The sequence below is a fragment of the Anaerostipes faecis genome (genome assembly GCF_910574135.1).
In the GTDB taxonomy this organism is placed as follows: Bacteria; Bacillota; Clostridia; order Lachnospirales; family Lachnospiraceae; genus Anaerostipes; species Anaerostipes hominis.
In genome coordinates this window covers 88,957-106,707 of record NZ_CAJSYK010000002.1, presented here as the reverse complement: position 1 = coordinate 106,707, position 17,751 = coordinate 88,957, and the positions used below count along the sequence as shown (strand labels likewise).

31 protein-coding genes and 1 tRNA gene are annotated in these 17,751 nt (G+C 43.7%); all 32 read left to right on the top strand.

Going from position 1 to position 17,751, the window contains the following annotated elements; all coding sequences use genetic code 11:
* Nucleotides 1-3 precede the first annotated feature (3 nt).
* The 32 genes from QGT46_RS02210 to QGT46_RS02055 all read left to right on the top strand — a co-directional run bounded on the left by QGT46_RS02210 (nt 4) and on the right by QGT46_RS02055 (nt 17,744).
* Nucleotides 4-564 carry a hypothetical protein gene (locus QGT46_RS02210; protein WP_148458981.1) on the top strand — a complete coding sequence of 187 codons (561 nt, stop codon included), beginning with the start codon at nt 4-6 and terminating at the stop codon, nt 562-564.
* Nucleotides 551-847, top strand: a complete 297-nt coding sequence (locus tag QGT46_RS02205) for a phosphoenolpyruvate carboxykinase (protein WP_148458982.1) — start codon at nt 551-553, stop codon at nt 845-847. Before QGT46_RS02210 ends, QGT46_RS02205 begins: the two co-directional genes overlap by 14 nt.
* Complete coding sequence (locus QGT46_RS02200) at nt 838-1,179, top strand: hypothetical protein (protein WP_270433519.1); 342 nt, start codon at nt 838-840, stop codon at nt 1,177-1,179. Before QGT46_RS02205 ends, QGT46_RS02200 begins: the two co-directional genes overlap by 10 nt.
* Nucleotides 1,180-1,246: 67 nt before the next feature.
* Complete coding sequence (locus QGT46_RS02195) at nt 1,247-1,960, top strand: hypothetical protein (RefSeq protein WP_148458983.1); 714 nt, start codon at nt 1,247-1,249, stop codon at nt 1,958-1,960.
* A 1-nt stretch (nt 1,961) separates the two neighbouring features.
* Entirely contained in the window at nt 1,962-2,366 is a 405-nt protein-coding gene (locus tag QGT46_RS02190; protein ID WP_148458984.1) for a hypothetical protein, read from the top strand.
* Nucleotides 2,367-2,564 carry a transposase gene (locus QGT46_RS02185; RefSeq protein ID WP_148458985.1) on the top strand — a complete coding sequence of 66 codons (198 nt, stop codon included), beginning with the start codon at nt 2,367-2,369 and terminating at the stop codon, nt 2,562-2,564.
* A gap of 88 nt (nt 2,565-2,652) precedes the next feature.
* A complete protein-coding gene (locus tag QGT46_RS02180) occupies nt 2,653-2,784 on the top strand; it encodes a hypothetical protein (RefSeq protein ID WP_301589391.1) in 132 nt (43 codons plus the stop codon).
* A gap of 125 nt (nt 2,785-2,909) precedes the next feature.
* Nucleotides 2,910-3,836 carry a hypothetical protein gene (locus QGT46_RS02175; RefSeq protein WP_148458986.1) on the top strand — a complete coding sequence of 309 codons (927 nt, stop codon included), beginning with the start codon at nt 2,910-2,912 and terminating at the stop codon, nt 3,834-3,836.
* Nucleotides 3,837-3,900: 64 nt separating this feature from the next.
* Complete coding sequence (locus QGT46_RS02170) at nt 3,901-4,098, top strand: hypothetical protein (protein WP_148458987.1); 198 nt, start codon at nt 3,901-3,903, stop codon at nt 4,096-4,098.
* A 335-nt stretch (nt 4,099-4,433) separates the two neighbouring features.
* Nucleotides 4,434-4,616 (top strand): hypothetical protein, encoded by a 183-nt coding sequence (locus QGT46_RS02165; RefSeq protein WP_148458988.1) that lies wholly within the window; start codon nt 4,434-4,436, stop codon nt 4,614-4,616.
* Between the two features lie 42 nt (nt 4,617-4,658).
* Nucleotides 4,659-5,408, top strand: a complete 750-nt coding sequence (locus tag QGT46_RS02160) for a crAss001_48 related protein (RefSeq protein WP_270433541.1) — start codon at nt 4,659-4,661, stop codon at nt 5,406-5,408.
* Nucleotides 5,356-5,706, top strand: coding sequence for an HNH endonuclease (locus tag QGT46_RS02155; RefSeq protein WP_148458989.1), 351 nt, complete (start codon nt 5,356-5,358; stop codon nt 5,704-5,706). Before QGT46_RS02160 ends, QGT46_RS02155 begins: the two co-directional genes overlap by 53 nt.
* Before the next feature lie 18 nt (nt 5,707-5,724).
* Entirely contained in the window at nt 5,725-5,985 is a 261-nt protein-coding gene (locus tag QGT46_RS02150) for a hypothetical protein (protein ID WP_148458990.1), read from the top strand.
* A gap of 20 nt (nt 5,986-6,005) precedes the next feature.
* The gene (locus tag QGT46_RS02145) at nt 6,006-6,659 is read left to right on the top strand and encodes a hypothetical protein (protein ID WP_148458991.1); all 654 of its coding nucleotides are present in this window, start codon (nt 6,006-6,008) and stop codon (nt 6,657-6,659) included.
* Complete coding sequence (locus QGT46_RS02140; protein ID WP_148458992.1) at nt 6,656-7,120, top strand: hypothetical protein; 465 nt, start codon at nt 6,656-6,658, stop codon at nt 7,118-7,120. The genes QGT46_RS02145 and QGT46_RS02140 overlap by 4 nt, the downstream gene beginning before the upstream one ends.
* 561 nt (nt 7,121-7,681) lie before the next feature.
* Nucleotides 7,682-7,765, top strand: a tRNA-Ser gene (locus QGT46_RS02135).
* Nucleotides 7,766-7,794: 29 nt separating this feature from the next.
* A complete protein-coding gene (locus QGT46_RS02130; protein WP_148458993.1) occupies nt 7,795-8,226 on the top strand; it encodes a transposase in 432 nt (143 codons plus the stop codon).
* Complete coding sequence (locus QGT46_RS02125; RefSeq protein WP_148458994.1) at nt 8,201-9,484, top strand: PBSX family phage terminase large subunit; 1,284 nt, start codon at nt 8,201-8,203, stop codon at nt 9,482-9,484. The genes QGT46_RS02130 and QGT46_RS02125 overlap by 26 nt, the downstream gene beginning before the upstream one ends.
* 12 nt (nt 9,485-9,496) lie before the next feature.
* Nucleotides 9,497-10,864, top strand: coding sequence for a phage portal protein (locus QGT46_RS02120; protein ID WP_301589380.1), 1,368 nt, complete (start codon nt 9,497-9,499; stop codon nt 10,862-10,864).
* Complete coding sequence (locus QGT46_RS02115) at nt 10,861-11,034, top strand: hypothetical protein (RefSeq protein ID WP_301589378.1); 174 nt, start codon at nt 10,861-10,863, stop codon at nt 11,032-11,034. The genes QGT46_RS02120 and QGT46_RS02115 overlap by 4 nt, the downstream gene beginning before the upstream one ends.
* Complete coding sequence (locus tag QGT46_RS02110) at nt 11,021-12,598, top strand: minor capsid protein (protein WP_301589376.1); 1,578 nt, start codon at nt 11,021-11,023, stop codon at nt 12,596-12,598. Before QGT46_RS02115 ends, QGT46_RS02110 begins: the two co-directional genes overlap by 14 nt.
* 2 nt (nt 12,599-12,600) lie before the next feature.
* Nucleotides 12,601-12,768 carry a hypothetical protein gene (locus QGT46_RS02105; RefSeq protein ID WP_301589374.1) on the top strand — a complete coding sequence of 56 codons (168 nt, stop codon included), beginning with the start codon at nt 12,601-12,603 and terminating at the stop codon, nt 12,766-12,768.
* A gap of 67 nt (nt 12,769-12,835) precedes the next feature.
* On the top strand, nt 12,836-13,342 hold the full coding sequence (locus QGT46_RS02100; protein ID WP_148458996.1) for a DUF5067 domain-containing protein: 507 nt from the start codon (nt 12,836-12,838) through the stop codon (nt 13,340-13,342).
* A 168-nt stretch (nt 13,343-13,510) separates the two neighbouring features.
* On the top strand, nt 13,511-14,146 hold the full coding sequence (locus QGT46_RS02095; RefSeq protein WP_148458997.1) for a DUF4355 domain-containing protein: 636 nt from the start codon (nt 13,511-13,513) through the stop codon (nt 14,144-14,146).
* Nucleotides 14,147-14,161: 15 nt separating this feature from the next.
* Nucleotides 14,162-15,091, top strand: a complete 930-nt coding sequence (locus QGT46_RS02090) for a hypothetical protein (RefSeq protein WP_148458998.1) — start codon at nt 14,162-14,164, stop codon at nt 15,089-15,091.
* 13 nt (nt 15,092-15,104) lie between these two features.
* Nucleotides 15,105-15,353, top strand: a complete 249-nt coding sequence (locus tag QGT46_RS02085; RefSeq protein WP_148458999.1) for a Rho termination factor N-terminal domain-containing protein — start codon at nt 15,105-15,107, stop codon at nt 15,351-15,353.
* Nucleotides 15,340-15,693 carry a phage head-tail connector protein gene (locus tag QGT46_RS02080; protein ID WP_148459000.1) on the top strand — a complete coding sequence of 118 codons (354 nt, stop codon included), beginning with the start codon at nt 15,340-15,342 and terminating at the stop codon, nt 15,691-15,693. The genes QGT46_RS02085 and QGT46_RS02080 overlap by 14 nt, the downstream gene beginning before the upstream one ends.
* The gene (locus QGT46_RS02075; protein WP_301589368.1) at nt 15,650-15,937 is read left to right on the top strand and encodes a phage head closure protein; all 288 of its coding nucleotides are present in this window, start codon (nt 15,650-15,652) and stop codon (nt 15,935-15,937) included. Before QGT46_RS02080 ends, QGT46_RS02075 begins: the two co-directional genes overlap by 44 nt.
* Nucleotides 15,934-16,458, top strand: a complete 525-nt coding sequence (locus QGT46_RS02070; RefSeq protein ID WP_148459002.1) for an HK97-gp10 family putative phage morphogenesis protein — start codon at nt 15,934-15,936, stop codon at nt 16,456-16,458. Before QGT46_RS02075 ends, QGT46_RS02070 begins: the two co-directional genes overlap by 4 nt.
* Nucleotides 16,459-16,461: 3 nt before the next feature.
* Nucleotides 16,462-16,824: a hypothetical protein gene (locus tag QGT46_RS02065; RefSeq protein ID WP_148459003.1), complete on the top strand. Its 363-nt coding sequence runs from the start codon at nt 16,462-16,464 to the stop codon at nt 16,822-16,824.
* Nucleotides 16,825-16,842: 18 nt separating this feature from the next.
* Complete coding sequence (locus tag QGT46_RS02060) at nt 16,843-17,277, top strand: phage tail tube protein (protein ID WP_148459004.1); 435 nt, start codon at nt 16,843-16,845, stop codon at nt 17,275-17,277.
* Between the two features lie 11 nt (nt 17,278-17,288).
* Nucleotides 17,289-17,744, top strand: coding sequence for a hypothetical protein (locus tag QGT46_RS02055; protein WP_148459005.1), 456 nt, complete (start codon nt 17,289-17,291; stop codon nt 17,742-17,744).
* Nucleotides 17,745-17,751: the final 7 nt, after the last annotated feature.

Below are 17,751 nucleotides of genomic sequence, written 5' to 3'. Positions count from 1 at the left end.
CCTATGGAGTGCACGGGAAAACTTGGTGGCCTTGGCATAGATTATGCATCAGGCCACCAGAAACTTGAAATTGAACTGAATGAGGATGTGAGGCAGGAATATGATCGTTTGAAAGACAAAGAGAAACTGTCTGTGAAGATCGTACAATACAGAGAAAAAAGGAGCCTTAATGCAAATTCTTATTTTCATGAGCTAATCGGAAAAATTGCAGATGTCACAGGGCAAAGCAACGTTTACATAAAGAACCGTCTTATTTCCGAATATGGCGAATATGAACGGATTGGCGGTAATCTTGTGAGCTTGCCGCTTGACGATGATATAAACGCCTATGACGTAGAGTTTGCGCACCTACAGCCGACGACAGAGACACATATAAATAGCGCAGGGAAGGTGTTTCGTGTCAACCTTGTCATGAGAGGTTCGCATACATATAACACGAAAGAAATGTCACGGTTAATTGAAGGGACCGTACAGGAGGCAAAGGCGCTTGGAATAGAGACAGCAACGCCGGAAGAGATCAGGAAGATGGAGGAAAGGTGGGGAGTGAAGTTTGAAAAGGCTTAGAAGCGTATTTACAGAAGATATGGACCATTGCTATTTCACCGGGGCGGCCCCGGTAGAGCGGCATCATGTCTTTGGCGGAGCGAATAGAAAGCTATCAGAGAAGTACGGATTTGTTGTCCCTCTCCGCCCGGACTTGCATCCAAATGGGGCCATGGCTACATGGTCAGAAAGTTTAAAGAAATTGGATGACCATTTGAAAGCCCAGGCACAGAAATATTACGAAAGGCACTATGGAACCAGAGAAGACTTCCGGAAAGAGTTTGGAGGTAGATCATGGCTATAAACAGCAAAGCAAAAGGAAAAGCCGGGGAATTAGAACTTGCAAAGATCCTTAGAGAACACGGATACGGAGCACGTAGAGGACAGCAGTACTGCGGTGCTGACGGATCTGCAGATGTAATCGGTCTACCGTATATGCACATTGAGTGTAAAAGGGTCGAAAAACTAAACCTGGATATCGCAATGGCCCAAGCCAGGAGCGATGCCAGAGAAGGTGAGATACCATGCGTCATGCACCGGAAAAACCGGGAGCAATGGAAAGTTACCATGCTCCTGGACGACTGGATAGAGTTATACAGAGAATGGGCCGCAGGAAAGGATCTGATGGGAGAGTGATACTATCGACACGTTTATTAAGCTGTTCCGGAAATTTACCGAGTGGGAGTGGTATGACGATATTAACGTGAGCCGGGTGTTTCTTCATCTTTTAATCACTGTGAACTGGACAGATAAGAAATGGAAGGGGCAGGAGATTAAACGTGGGTCGATCGTATCCTCTTATGAAAAGCTGGCAACCGAAACAGGGTTATCTGTAATGCAGGTCAGGACGGCTATAAAAAAGCTAAGATCAACAGGCGAGATAACAAGCAAAAGCAGTAACAAAAATACCGTATTTATCGTAAATAACTACGATTTGTACCAGGGAGGTAACAAGCAAAATAACGAGCCAGTAACAAGCAAAGAACAAACAGATAACATTCAAATAACAACAACTAAAGAAAGTAAAGAAGTTAAGAAAGAAAAGAATAAAACAATATGCAAGGCTGACGCCAGCGAATTGTTTGAGCGATTGTGGAAACTCTACCCGCTTAAGAGGGGCAAGGGACAGATCTCCGATGCCAAAAAGATGCGGTTGCTTGATATCGGTTATGACGAGATGGAAAGAGCAATTAACCGATACAAGGCGGACTTGGCAAGGGATGATTGGAGAAAGCCTCAGAATGGCAGTACATTCTTCAACAGCGGATTCCTTGATTACCTTGATGGGAATTACGAGAAACCAAAGGCAGAGCATAGCACAAAGGACGTAAAGACCCAGTTCCATAATTTTGAAGAACGAGAGTATGACTATGACGAGTTGGAAAAACAGCTGTTTGAACAGCAGATAGGAGGATAGCATGGAGCAGATTAGCTTTTTCGGAGACATCGGCTGTAAGGAGCCGGAGCCGCCGAAGGAGAAGAAAAGGAAACGGAAGATTCCAGAAGACCTGCCGGACAGCGCAAAGAAATATTATGCGGAGAGGACAGCAAAGGAATGCCGCAGGGAGGGACTAAGCGCAGGAGATAAACTAAGCATGGAGAACCGGATTTATGCATGGCTTAAGGAACAAGGGCGAGATTTGTCTGCCCACCAGATTGCCATAGGCATGTGTTTAGATGGCGTGCATTACAGCAAAGAACGGCAGTCCGTGGCTCCTCGGTTAAAAGGATTAGAAGAGCGTGGATTGGTCGAAAAAACCGGGAAACGGGTCTTTGACAAAGAAACTGGCGCAAGTGCTGGGACATATAGGGTGGTGAAATAGATGGGCAGAACAGGAAAATACACAGAAGAGTTTAAACGGCAGGTGGCAAAAGACAGAGTAGAAAACAGCTTATCCGTAAGAGAGACGGCAAAGAAATACGGAATATCGAACGGAACTGTCTGTATCTGGACAGACATGTTTTACGACCCCCGGCAGAGTATAGCTCCTACCTGGCTCTCCGATGTCCCAGAGAGGTAAAAGAGCAAGTTGTGGCGGAATATCTAGCAGGGAAAGGGAAAAGACAGATTGCCAGGGAGTACGGAATTTGCAAGGATACCGTAGAAAAATGGGTGGAGCAACATTGGAAAATAGAAGAAAACCAAAGGCTAAGAGAAAAGCCAGAAAAGGGAGTATTCCGGCGGACAGAAAAAATCGTAAACGGCAGGAGATTGAAAACGGTGTATCCCACATCTGGTAGCGCATACGTCACCTGGGACAAATAGATATTTACCCATGTTGGGTCTATATATATCACACAGCAACTAGAAACCAGTTAGGCATCCTGTTTTACAGCCCGCTTCGGCGGGCAGGAAGGAGGTAAGAATGCCAAAAATTGCGTATATAACAAAGAATTTTAGATCAGAAAGTATAAAACTGATTGAAAAGATTAATCAGGTCATTGAAGAATACGAAAACCAGGGGTACAGTTTAACGTTGCGGCAGGTTTATTACCAAATGGTAGCAAGAGACATTATCCCAAACAACCAAAGATCATATAAGAATTTAGGGTCTTTGATTAATGATGCTAGACTTGCAGGTCTGATTGACTGGAATGCCATTGAAGACCGGACAAGAAATCTAAAAGGCCGATCCCATTGGGAGAAACCGGGCGAGGTAATAGATTCGGCAGCTTATAGCTATCATCTTGACTATTGGAAAGGCCAGGAGAATTATGTGGAAGTATGGGTTGAAAAAGATGCCCTGGTGGGAATCATCGGACAGATATGTGGCAGCCTAGACATTAACTATTTTTCTTGCCGGGGATATGTGAGCCAATCTGAAATGTGGCAGGCATCACAAAGATTAATGCAGAAACAAAAGGAAGGGAAAAACGTCATTATCCTGCATCTTGGTGACCACGACCCAAGCGGAATAGATATGAGCAGGGATATTCAGGACAGAAATACTCTCTTTGGAAACCAGTCTCTTGAGTTTCATAGGATTGCGTTAAATACAGATCAGATTGATTTATATGGCCCACCGCCAAACCCAACGAAATTGAGCGACAGCAGGTCGAACGGATACATAAGCAAATTCGGATACGAGTGCTGGGAGCTGGACGCATTAGAACCAAAGGTTATAAGCGACTTGATAAGCGAACATGTTGAGCGGTACAGAGATGAAGATGCTTATAGAGCTGTGAAGCAAAGAGAAAAAGAGGAGAAAGACGTATTGTATAGCGTAGCAAACAATTTCCAAGATATTTATGAAAATTGGGATGAAATCATGGAAGAGTATGTATATGGATAGGAACTCTTATAGGTTTGTTACTACGTGGAATGCATGTTTAGATTAGCATTTTAAGGAGGTAAAAATGAGAAATCTTAGAGGACGAGCGAAATTAAGAGGGATTCCGCTTGATGATGATTGTAAAAAAGCAAAAATATCACTTCATGAATATGGACCGGATGATAATAGAAAATTCTGCTATGGGGTTTATGAATTTCCGTATGAAATAGCAGAAAAGTGTAGGAAATGTGGGGCTTATGCTATTAATGCAGAGCCACCATAGAATTAATTTAGCATTTTGTGGAGGTACTGAGATGGGTGAAAAATGTATGAATTGCAAGCATTTTGTTAAAAGAAAACATGGAATACGCGGAGCCTTAAAGGGTTGTTGCGAGATTAGAATTTAGGGAGGAAAAATGAAGATGGTTGTAAACGTGGAAAAATGTAACAGATGCCCCGCTAGAAATGCCTGTATACTTGCGTGTGAACCAGGAAGCATAATGTGCAAAGTAAACCGTATGCGAAAAACACACGGTGATGAGATACAAGAAGCATATACGCGGTATTGCCCGCATTGTGGAAGACCAATAGATTAAAATTTAGGAGGATATAAAAAATATGAAAATATGTGAACTTGAAGAGTTTTTGAGAAATGTAAAAGATAAAAATAAGGACATTTATTTTTATTATGATGGTGATAACCCATTTGATTGTTGCGTTGGAATAGAAAACGCCTTTGAAACTTCCAAAGATGCTGCTAGCACAGGAAAATTTGAGGGCGTGTATCTAAAAGGAAATTAGGTTTTAGCTTCTGACCATTAAGTGTCGGAGAAAGAGGAAAGTATGAAGAAATATATTGGAACAAAAAGATTAGAAGCAAAACAAATGACACGTGGAGACTACAATAAGTACAGAGGATGGACGATTCCGGAAAATGAGAATCCGGATGACGAAGGATATTTGATTAAGGATTCAGATGGATATGAAAGCTGGTCCCCTAAAAAACAATTTGATGATGTATATAGAGTATGTAGTGATATGACCACTCTTCCGGATACTTCAATTCTAATGTGCAGTAATGATTATAAAGAGAGATTTAAAGCTGAATATATGCAGCTTGCAATCAGATATAGAGGATTACTGAATATGTGTGAAAAGTGGGATAGAAATGAATTAGCATTTACCCCAACTTGTCCAAGAAGCACATATGATATGCAGCTCAGAGCAATGAGAGAGTATATGGCAATTCTTGAAATGAGAGCAGTTATGGAGAGCATTAAGTTGGACATAAAAAAAGTAATTATGAAAAAAGAAAAGCAATCTGAAAAGAAATTTGGTTGGTATCTATGCAAACAAAATCTTAATGTAGAACTTACAGACGGAGCATATGGGAGTTTTTTAGAAGGTAAAAAATATTATTTGGAAACCGTCGGCAACGGATATTTTGTACGGGATGATTTCCAACAGTTAATAAAAATGCAGAAAGAATTGTTTAGAGAAAATTTTATACGAGTAGAATTAGAATTTAAGGAGGTAGAGCATGGAAGAAAAGAGAAAGACAATTCCGAAAAGTATAAGAGAAAAAGTATATAACAAATGCAATGGTCATTGTGCCTACTGCGGATGCGAATTGGAATATAAGAACATGCAGGTAGACCATGTTAAATCATTGCGCTGTGGCGGGACAAATGAATTAGATAATATGCTGCCATCCTGCCGTAGCTGCAATCACTACAAAAGGACGCTGGATCTGGAAGGGTATAGAAAGTACCTTGCAGGCATATCACACCGCCTTATGCGGGATAGCATCCCATTCCAGGTAGCCATAAGATTCGGGATTGTGCGGCACATAAAAGATGATGTGACGTTTTACTTTGAAACGATAGATTAGAATTTATAGGAGGATGACATGGAAGAGAAGATAGACTTTTTCTATATGGTCTCTAAATATGCTGGATTGGCAGAAGACGAAGATGGAAATCCATCAGAGTGTTACATGAAGCTGGGTTTTACTTTAAAAAATCCAATAAGCATTGAAGAAATTGAAGTTGAAAGGGAAAAGATGAAGGACGGTGCTTTAAAGTATGCTGCCAGGTCACTTAATGTAAACACATCACTTTTAACAATAGTTACTGAAGAAGAATATCAAAAGGGAACAGAAGACAACTGAAATTTAAGGAAGGAGGACGCATGAAACAAATATTATTTAATACCGATATGGTCCGGGCGATCTTGGACGACAGAAAGACAGAAACACGGCGGGCAATAAAGCCACAGCCGGACAAGGAGCACATATATCCGCTTGGATTCTGCATATGTGGAGAGAAAAAGAACATTGGGAGATTCAGATTTGGAACGGAAAAGCATGGCGGAAATATCTTCTATGCACAACCGCCATGCGGGATAGGAGACATTCTATATGTGAGGGAAACATGGGCGCAACCTGCGAAGCATACATACTGGTACAAAGCAGATTGTAAAGTGCAGAACATATTGTGGCGTCCGTCTATCCATATGCCTCAAGAAGCAGCGAGGATATTCTTGCAGGTTACGGATGTAAGAGTAGAGAAGCTACAGAAGATTACTATACAAGATGCAATCAAAGAGGGCATAAGAGCATTTGGATGTGATCCATGCTTAGAGATTAATGGTCGATGTATTCCGCAAAATCCATCTTCTTCATCCTGCGGAATTGATGAGATAGTAGAAGAAAAATTTATTGAACTTTGGGATTCTACAATCCCTAAAAAGAAAATGGCGCAGTATGGCTGGGATGCGAACCCGTGGGTGTGGACTGTTGAATTTAAGAGGATAGAGAAGCCGAGGGAGGAACAGGAAACGTGACTTTAGACAAGAGTATACTTATCCAGTACAGCGATATGAAAGAAGAAATAAAAGACCTTCACCGAAGGATTGAGCAGCTAAAGAGGGAACTATATAAAATGGAAGAAGAGGGGACGGTAAAGGATACTGTCACCGGGGGACTGGGTGGCACGCAGCACTTTGTTGTAGAGGGCCTGCCTGCACCGGCGATACGCAGAAAGGCATTGCAGATCAAGACCCGGAAGGAAAAGGCGGCAAAAATGGAAGGGGAGCTGTTAGAGCTTGTGTGCCAGGTAGAGGACTACATAAACAGCATGCCGACCAGTGAGCTGCGGATCATGTTCCGGCTCTATTATGTCGACAATCTGTCATGGCCACAGGTAGCCATGCGAATGAACAGCATGTTTCCAAAACGGCGGATTGCCTACACAGACAAGAGTTGTCAGAAGAAACATGAAAGATTTTTAAAAAAAGTTTCATAATGTCGCCCTGTGTCGCCGAAAAATATATTATATTTATTATAGAACGAGTAGGTCATATAGATCAATCGTTCCGCTTTTACTGCATAACATTATCCTTTTTGTAAGCTGGATGCCACGGCGGCGCCGCCGTGGCATCCAAGCTAAACACGATAAACAACAACGCAAGGCGTATTGAAACATTAAACCTCTAAAGTATTTACATTACTCCGGTATCTCTAAGGTATCGGAGTTTTTGCGTGGATGTTATGTCAATGGCAGACGGAAGGGTCGCTCCCTTTATCCCGGTTCGATTCCGGGACATCCGCTTTTTACACCTAGACGGCGGCCCAATAAAAATCCACGATGCGGGTCGCAAAAAACTCATTCGTAAAAAAGTTGTATTTACGTGGAAGATGCAACATGCGGATGGCCCTGGAGTTAATAAAATGAGTGCGTAAACGATGGGAAACGTGGGTACGAAACGAGGACGCACAGGTGGTTTTCAAGGGGCAACTGTAAATCGTAATGGGTCTTCTGTGTTCTGTCCTATACAAACCATAATTATTCTAAGAACACAGACCTGGAGAATTGGCAGAGTTGGAAATGCGCCCGGTTGCTAACCGGTACACCCTCCGGGGTTCGGAGGTTCGAGTCCTTCATTCTCCGTTATCCATTGTAGAAGGAGGTGAGCCTTTATGGCAAAAGGTAAATATAAAGAATGGCTTGAGCCGGAAGGCTTACTGAAAATAGAGGGCTGGGCCTGCGATGGGTTAATAGATGAGCAAATAGCACAGAACATAGGAATTAACCCAGCAACACTATATGAATGGAAAAAGAGATACCCCGAGATTTCCAAGGCCTTAAAAAAGGGGAAAGAGGTCGTGGACCGGCAGGTGGAAAACGCTCTCTTAAAAAGGGCTTTAGGATATGAATATGATGAAATAACGACGGAGTATGGCAAAGAAACCAAGAGAGTTACAAAGCAGGTTGTGCCAGACACCACGGCGCAGATCTTCTGGTTAAAGAACCGGAAACCGGATCAGTGGAGAGATAAGCGAGACATCGAGCATTCCGGGGAGATTGGAGGGGTGGTGATCGTTGATGACATCCCAAAGCCAGACAGTTAAACTTTCTGACCTGATTGCCCCCTCATTCTATGATCTGCACTGGGATATCAAAGAGCATAGACATACACATTATAAACTATATGGCGGGCGTGGTTCTACAAAATCCTCTTTTATCAGCGAAGAAGTTGTAAAGGGGATGATGGAAGATCCGGAGGCGAATGCCATCGCGATGCGGAAAGTTTGCCGGTTCCTTGAGGAGTCTGTTTTTGAGCAGCTTTTGTGGGCGATCAAAAAGCTTGGAGTATCGGATCAATGGAAGGTCCGATACAGTCCCTTGGGACTTACCTATAAGCCGTTTGGGAACCGAATTATCTTTCGTGGAGCTGATGATCCACAGAAGATCAAATCTGTAAAACTGAAAACAGGGTATTTCAAATTCATCTGGTTTGAAGAGCGTGCAGAGTTTGACGGTCCAGAGGAAGAACGAACCATCCTGCAGTCTCTGATGCGTGGTGGAACAGATTATGTGGTTTTTTACTCATGGAACCCGCCAAAATCAATCAATAACTGGTGTAATCAGGATGTAATGGATGAGCGGGAGGACACCTGCTGCCATCACAGTGATTACCGGAGTGTTCCCAGGGAGTGGTTAGGTGAGCAGTTCTTTCTTGAAGCAGAGCACTTGCAGCGGACAAAGCCTAAGGCATACGAGCATGAATACCTGGGCATTGCAACAGGAACCGGCGGCCAGGTGTTTGAGAATATTACAGTCCGCAAGATTGTAGATGAGGAGATCGCAAGGTTTGACTGGATCAAGCAGGGTTTAGACTTTGGTTATGGAGCAGACCCGCTGGCTTATTTAAAAATGCACTACGACAAGACGCGAAAGCGTCTTTTTCTATTTGGCGAGATCTACGCAGTCAAGATGGGCAATACTAAACTCGCCAAGGAATTAAAAAAGTTTAATCCATTGAATCGCATGATCACAGCGGATTCGGAAGAACCTCGGGCCATCGCAGCCCTGCAAGAACTCGGCATCCGGATCACTGGGGCAAAGAAGGGGCCTGGATCCGTAGATTTCGGTATGGAGTTTTTAGCGGATGAGATCGAGGAGATCATCATAGATCCGGAAAAGTGCCCAAATGCGAAGAGGGAGTTCACCGGATATGAATTGGAACAGGATAAGAATGGGAACTTCAAAGGAAGTTACCCAGACAAAGATAATCACACGATCGACGCCGCAAGGTATGGTTTAGAAGATGTGATGTCCAGCCGCAAGGCTAAAGTGAAAAAGAAAAGTCGCTACGGCATCCGATAAGGAGGGATAGAGTTGTATATTTTTACACTGCCGGCAGAGCAGTATGACGAGACGAACTTAAGTAAGCAGGTGATCCGGCATCTGATCTTGAAGCATCGAAGCTTTGCACTGGATTTGAGGAAAAAGAAACAGTATTACATAGGCAAACATGAGATCCTGAAAGAAAACAGGAAGAATAAGCTTGTATGTAACCATGCAAAGGATATTGCAGATACTGCAACCTCTTACTTTCTTGGGAATCAGATCGCATATAAGTCCGATCAGGATATTACAATCCTGACAGATGCCCTGGAATCGGCAGACGCAGATGAGACGGATGGAGACAATGGCCTGGATATGTCGATTTATGGCCGGGCATATGAGTATGTATATCCAGCGGAGGGCAAAACGATCCTTCACACAAAGAACCTGCCGCCGGAACGGACCTTCATGGTCTACGATGATACGATTGAGCAGAAAGAATTGTTTGCTGTCTATTATTACGCCAAGAAGGACGACTCGGATCGGATGAATACGGTTTATGTAGCCACGGTGCTGACAGAGCATTATAAGTACGTCCTTAACATCCAGGGTACGAATGAGTGGCAGCCGCTCAACGAACAGGCGGAGCCGCATTACTTTGACAGGGTTCCGGTGATCGAATACCGAAACAACAAACTTGGGATTGGAGACTATGAACTCCAGATCCCTCTGATTGATGCATATAACGCTTTAATGTCAGACCGGATTCAGGATAAAGAACAATTCATTGATTCGATCCTTGCTATTTACGGATCCCTGCTGGGTGATGACGAGGAAGAATCCAGCGAAGCGATGAAAGCTTTGAAGAAAGAAAAGCTTCTGGAACTTCCGAACGGCACTAAGGCGGAATATTTAACCCGTACATTTGATGAAAACGGAGTGGAAATATTAAAAAAGGCGATTGAGCAGGATATCCATAAGTTTTCCCACATCCCGTGTATGACGGACGAGAGCTTCGGCGGAAATGTTTCCGGTGTTGCCATGGAGTTCAAGCTTCTTGGCATGGAGAATATTACAAAGATCAAGACAAGGTACTACAAAAAGGGGCTAAGAAAGCGTTTACAACTCTTTGCAAACTATCTAGATAAAAAGGGACTCCACATAGACGTGACCGGCGTGATTCCTACGTTTACGAGAGGACTTCCTAAGAACCTTTTAGAAATTAGCCAGATCGTTGCAAATCTCTGGGGGAAAGTAAGTAAAAAGACTTTGCTTGCCCAGGTTCCATTTGTGGATAACGTGGATGAAGAACTTGCGGCAGTGGAGAAAGAAATCGAAGAGTCCATAAAACAACAACAGGCCATGTTCGGGAATCAGGCAAATGAACCCCCAGAGGACGAGGAGGTGGATGAGGAATGATCATGACAATACTCTTGATTGCACAAATTTTAATGGATCTTTTCTTTATGTACTGTATTCTTGAGTTGGGTTCGTTCCTCAATGATCTCTTTGAACTTTTGAATGCGATGGCAAAGCATATGGATGTTATGGATCGTAAGGATCGGGGTGGAAAGCGTGGCAAATCTTAATTACTGGAAACGCAGAAAGGCCCGGCAGATGTACAAGGCTATGGAACAAACAGAGTCCGTAGCTGACGATATCGCAAGGCTGTATTACAAAGCTTCCAGGTATATAGGATATAAGATGGAGCACATTTTTCGGAAGTATATGGATAAGAACCATCTTTCTGAGGAAGAAGCGTTTCATCTCTTAAATTCCCTGAATGATCCAACCTCTTTTGATGAACTGCGACAGGCTTTAAAGAATAATCCAGACAGCGAGGCAAAGGCAGCTATTCTTGCCGAACTGGAGGCTCCTTCCTACGCAGCGAGGATTGAAAGACTCCAGGAGCTGCAACAGCAGACAGATCTGATGATGCGGGGCATTTATCGGCAGGAAAAAGACTTTAATACCAGGCACTATGTGAATCTTGCTTACGATACTTATCACAGGGGGATCTTCGATATCCAGCAGCGTGCCGGATATGGATTCAGTTTTGCAGAAGTAGACCACAAGACGATTGACAGTATTCTAAGCTCAGACTGGTCTGGTGAGAACTACTCAAGCCGGATCTGGAAGAATACCCAGGGTCTTGCCCAAGAAGTAAAACAAGATCTTTTAATGGATGTTTTGACTGGTCAAACGCACAAAGAAGCGGCAGACCGAATCACAAAGAAGTTTGCGGGAGGAGCCAGCGCATCCAGGCGCCTGATCCGGACAGAGAGTAATTTTGTTCATGGGCAAATGGAAATGAAGTCCTATGAAGAGTGTGGAGTTAAGACTTATATCTTTGTGGCTACTTTGGATCTTAAAACATCGTCAAAGTGTCGTGACTTGGACGGAAAACGTTTTCCGGTGTCAGAACAGCAGCCAGGGGTAAACTGCAACCCAATGCACCCATGGTGTCGGTCAACCACGATCTGTGATATCTTTGACGCAGAACTTGCGGCAATGCAGCGTCGAGCATACGATCCAAAGACAAAGCGTTCCAGAACTGTCCCGGCAAACATGACATATGAGCAATGGTATAAGGAGTATGTTGAAAGTAATCCGGGGGCTTTGGTACAAGAAAAAATGGTAAAGAACCGGGGAGTGGATCGTCAGCAGCTACAAAAGTATAATAAGGTGCTTGGTCCGGATAAGATAAAAGATCTGGATGCTTTTCATGATTTAAAGTATAATAATAGTGAAAAGTATGGCTTTGTAAAACTGGATTATTCAAGGAAAAATCGTCTGCTCCAGCACTCAGAGATGAAACTGCCAAATGCAGAGCAGGCAATCATTCCAGAGCCGAAATTTACAAAGTATCTTTTTGGTGGTAACAAAAAGGAAGGACTTGCAAAAGGTCGAGCATTTACCAGTCGGCTGGGGTATGACGCAAAGAATTGGGAAAAGCTTGAATCAGAGATAAAGAGCCGTGCGGGGTTGTATCCTGCGACAGAAAAATTATCGGATCAATACGGGATTCGTTTTGAACAAAAGATGATTTTGTATGGAGAAAAGGATATGCCGGCCAATGTAATTGTGGGATGGATTTATAAACCAAATGGAACATTGTCAATGACCAGTGCTTATATTAAAGAGGTGAAATGAACATGAAGATAGAACAATATGACACCGTCCTGTTAAAAGACGGGCGGAGGGCAGTGATCGTGGAGGTACTTAGTCCAGATACTTTTATTGCGGACGTAGGATCATCTGAAAAGGACTGGGAAACGATAGACATAAAAATGAGCGATATAATAAAAATCCTTTCTGAATAGAGTTCTCTTATATGGTAAAATGTGTTAATATAAATAAGTACATAAAAATAAATGGGAGGATATTGTTATGAGAAGGAAATTGTTGTTTATTAGTTTTATTGCTGTTTTGTGTTTTGGGCTGACGGCCTGCGGATCAAGTGATTCGGATGCAGAAACTGAGAAAAAAGTAGACACTACAGAAAAGAAAGAGAAAAAGCCTGCAAGTAAAATTTCCGTAGATAATGACAGATTTTCAGTTAAATATTTGAAGACCGAAGTTGTGAAAGACGGGGATGGAAAACCTGCAGCTCTTGTATATTTTAAATATAAGAATAAGACAAGCAATGAGCAAACAATTGATGAAGTTTTGCAATTCAACTATTATCAAGATGGAGTTGAATGTGAACGTTACGCCATGGTGCAAACCAATAAATACCTCGAAAACGCAGATAAGAAGATTAAAGATGGGGCGGAATTAAAAGTTTGTCTTACCGTTTCACTTCAAAATGGAAAGTCAGATCTTGAAATCAAGGCAATGGATTTAGAAAAAGATATTAAGAATCCAGTAGCCGTTCAGACAATAAAATTAAAATAGTTATAAAAGCACCAGAAGTATCCTGGTGCTTTTATTGTGCAAAGAGTGATGATATTAAAAAGAGGCGTTGAAATACGCTTCTTTTTTGTGTCCGAAATGACGAAAAACTAAAAATTTATAATGCAATGGCCTGGGCTCAAGAACGGGCTGGGGCAGGAAAGGAGCAACATGAAATTAGAAAATTTAGAGCAGAGTAAATTTCAAATGAATCTTCAATTTTTCGCGGAAGGTGAAGGAGACGGTGCCGGGGGAGACCAAGGCGGCGGAGCCGGAGATACCGGAAACGGAGGTGGAGACGGAACCGGGGAAGATACCACTCCGTCATTCGACGATATCCTGAACGGTAATAAAGATTACCAGGCAGAGTTCGATCGAAGAGTCCAGAAGGGGATTCAAAAAGCGATCACCACGGAGAAAGAGAAGTGGGAGATTCTCACGGATGATAAGGTGTCCGAAGCTGAAAAGCTTGCAAAGATGACCAAAGAGGAAAAATCGCAGTATTTGCAGCAGAAAAAAGAAAAAGATATTCAGGCCCGTGAAGCGGCGATTACAAAAAGAGAGCTTGCCGCAGAAGCTAAGAACACTCTGGCGGAGAAAGGTCTTCCGGTTGATCTGGCTGATGTGCTGAATTACACAGACGCAGATACCTGCAAGAAAAGCATTGAGGCATTAGAAAAGGCGTTTCAGCAGTCCGTGGAAAAAGCGGTAGAAGAAAAGTTAAAAGGCGGACAGCCGCCGAAGAATCCACAGGATCAGGGTTCTGACTTACAAAAAGAAATTGAAAAGGCTATGATGGGCCTTTAAAGAAAGGAGCAACAAATGGCAATTAATACTTTAGCAACAGCAACTTTATTTCAGCAGACATTGGATAAAGTGGCAATTCAAGAAGCCGTTACCGGATGGATGGACGCAAACGCAGGGCAGGTGATCTATAACGGTGGGGCAGAGGTAAAGATCCCAAAGATGTCTACAGACGGTTTAGGGGATTATGACCGAGACCTTGGTTATCCGCAGGGCGGCGTTACCCTGGAGTACGAGACAAGGACGATGACACAGGACCGTGGCCGTAAATTCCAGTTGGATGCCATGGACATTAATGAGAATAACTTTGTCACAACAGGGGCCTCTGTTATGGGAGAGTTCCAGAGAGTCAGTGTCATTCCGGAGATTGATGCTTATCGGATCTCCTCATTGATTACAAAAGCGATCACATTCGACAAACAGGTAGAATACGGATACACAGCAGCGGAGGGAACTATTCTCCGCAAAATAAAAGAAGGGATTGCAGTGATCAGAGATCATGGTTACAACGGCCCGCTTGTGATTCACGCTACGTCTGATGCAATCATGGAATTAGAGATGGCTCTTGCAGGAAAGATCCGTGCAGTTGATTTTACAAAGGGCGGGGTATCTACAAAGGTTCCGGCCATTGATGATGTCCCGATCATCCCGACTGCTAAAAACAGGATGTATTCTGCAATCAAGATCCACGATGGAAAAACAGAGGGGCAGAAGAAAGGCGGATATGAAAAAGCCAGCAATGGTCTGGATGCGAACTTTATCATTTTGCCGACTTCTACGCCGATCGCAGTGACCAAGCAGGATAAGATGAAGATCTTTGATCCGGATACTAATCAGGATGCTGATGCATGGAAAATGAACTACCGCAGATATCACGACATCTGGGTATTGGACAACAAGTTGGATTCCATCTTTGTAAATATTAAAGATGCGAAGACATCTGCGTAGGAGGTAAAGACACATGGTAAAAATGAGACTCGCGAATATAGAACGAGAAGTACTGGCAGATCAGGTTTCTCGTTTTCGAGCAAAAGGGTATCATATCGTTGGCGGGAGCGATGAAAACACTGAGGAAAAGATTTCTCTTGCGGAACTGAAACTGGAAGAGTTGAAAGCGATGGCAAAGGAAAAGGGGCTACAGAACTACTCCTCTTGCAATAAAGAGGAGTTGCTGGCCCGTCTGGAAGGTGAGGCAGATGACGGATGTTGAGAAACTGAAAAAGCTGACGGGAGAGAGCGATGAGGAACTGCTCTCTCTTTTTCTTGAGTTTTCCGAACAAGACCTTCTCCGTGAGACGAAAAGAACGAGACTGCCGGAAGTCTTCACAGGGGCGGTCCTTGAGCTTGCGGTCATAAAGTATAACCGGATCGGAACAGAAGGGGAGACTTCAAGAAAACAGGGAGGCATCTCAACATCTTTTTCGGATATGCCGGCAAACACACAAAAGCTTGTCATGGATTACAGGCTTGCAAGGGTAGGTGGAAAGGTATATGAGGCTAAAGAACTTGAAACAGTACCAGGTGAAAACGAAGACCTTAACAAAAGATGAAGAACTAAATGATATCGTGGCTTATGAGCCTGCAGGCAGTATTCTCGCAGACATCCAGCCAATGTCAGGAAGGACTCAGGCAGAGCAATACGGTGTTAGGATCGCCTATATGCTTGTCGCATACACAAAGGACCGTGTGCAGGAAGAACAGTTCATTGAGATTGCCGGAGCTGACTACAAGGTTGTCCGGATTGCTGACTGGGGAAGTCACAAGGTCTTAGATTTAGAGAAGGTGATTGAATGAGCGGGTTTTCAGCAGAGATCCAAGGACTTGATGCGATGATTCGGCAATTCAATGCTATAGGCAAGGAAGTAGCAGAGCAGGCGGTACGCGAGACTGCGAAAAAGGCACAGGCACAGGCGAAACTACTGGTGCCGGCCGGTGGATCCGGAGAACTGCGGGAGAGTATTCATACGAAGTTTTCACGCAGCGGTGGCACATTTGAGGGCGTAGTATACACGAACAAAGAATATGCGCCCTATGTGGAGTTTGGAACCGGTCCGATCGGGCAGGAACACAAGCCGGAACTTCCGGAAGGCGTCAACATATCCTACCGTCAGGATGCCTGGTGGATCCATGAAAGCCAGATCGACGAGGAAGTGGCCAGCCGGTATCATTTCTTCCGGATCGAGACACCAGCCGGAGTATTTTATCGGTGCGGGGGCCAGGCAGCCCAGCCGTTCATGGTGCCGGCAGCAAACCTTGCGAAGCGGATTTTTCCGCAGGAAGTTGAAAAGGCCGTGAAAGAGTGGGCGAGGAGGTAAACCATGCAGAATTTTAAACCAGCGATTGCAGAACAGTTATCAAAGCTAACCGGTGTAAAACAGCTTTGTGCGGGATATCCAAAAGATTTTGCAAAGATGCCAACCGTTACTTACTCAGAAAATAATAATTCAGATGCCGGATATACAGAGCAAGAGGTCGTGACCGACCTGGAGTATCAGTTTGACATCTGGGCGACAGGAAGTACCTCAGGCCTGGCACTGCAGCTGGATGATCTTATCACACCGCTTGGTTTTCGCCGGGCGGGATCAAACGAACTTGTTGATACAAACACTGGATTAAACCATAGGATTTTAAGATACCGTGGGCGGTACGATTCCATCACGGGGCGGATCACCCAGGTATAAAAAGGAAAGGAGTTATAAATGGCAGATGAAGTAGTAAAAAATAAGGGGCTTGCCTCTATCGGTATTAAAGTCACCATAGGCGGTAAGGAGATCAAGTATGTTACAGAGATTCCGGAGTTGGGGGCAGCGCCTTCCGCTTTGGATACGACAACCCTAAAGGATAAGACCACCACAAGTGTTCCAGGAGTACAGGAACTGAAAGACATGGAGTATGGCATCCTTTATAACAATAAGGACGCAGATTCAGATTTCAGGATTTTAAAGGGCTATGAGACATCTGGAGAAGCCCAGACGGTGGAGATCACATTTCCGGACGGGACAGCATTTAGCTATGACGCTTATATCAGCGTCCGTACTAATGCGGCAAAGGTAAATGAGCTTTTAAGTGCAACCGTTACAACAAACCCGCAGACAGAGATTAAAACAACAAATCCAACAGCACCACAGTCATAAGGAGGAACAGAATGAAAAGCAATCAGATTACCATAGGCAAAGAAAAATTTAAATTGAGAATTACTGCGCAGGGGCAGAAAAATCTGATCCAGGAGCACGAAAAAACCTTTTTTGGGCTTGTGAGTGAGTCCATGGAGCCGGGAGGCGTGGGAATCATTGATATCCTGACCGAGGCCCTGAATTTTAAAGGGAATGACAACTCTGTCTCTGACGGAGATGAACTTTATGATTTGATGATTGATGCAGGCTATGATCAGGAGAAAATCTTTAAAACCGTGGTAGAGACCGGAAAGATCAGTGGGATACTGAGCGAAAAGGAAGCCCAAACTTTTTTGCGTGTGACAAAGCAGGTAAAGAGCGGAGTGTTCCAGAAACTTGAGGAAGCTGCCGACGATCTTGCAGGAACAGAAGAGAAAGATGTAGAAAAGGAACCCGAAAAAACACCCTCTGAACCAGTGGACGATTGATGACCTT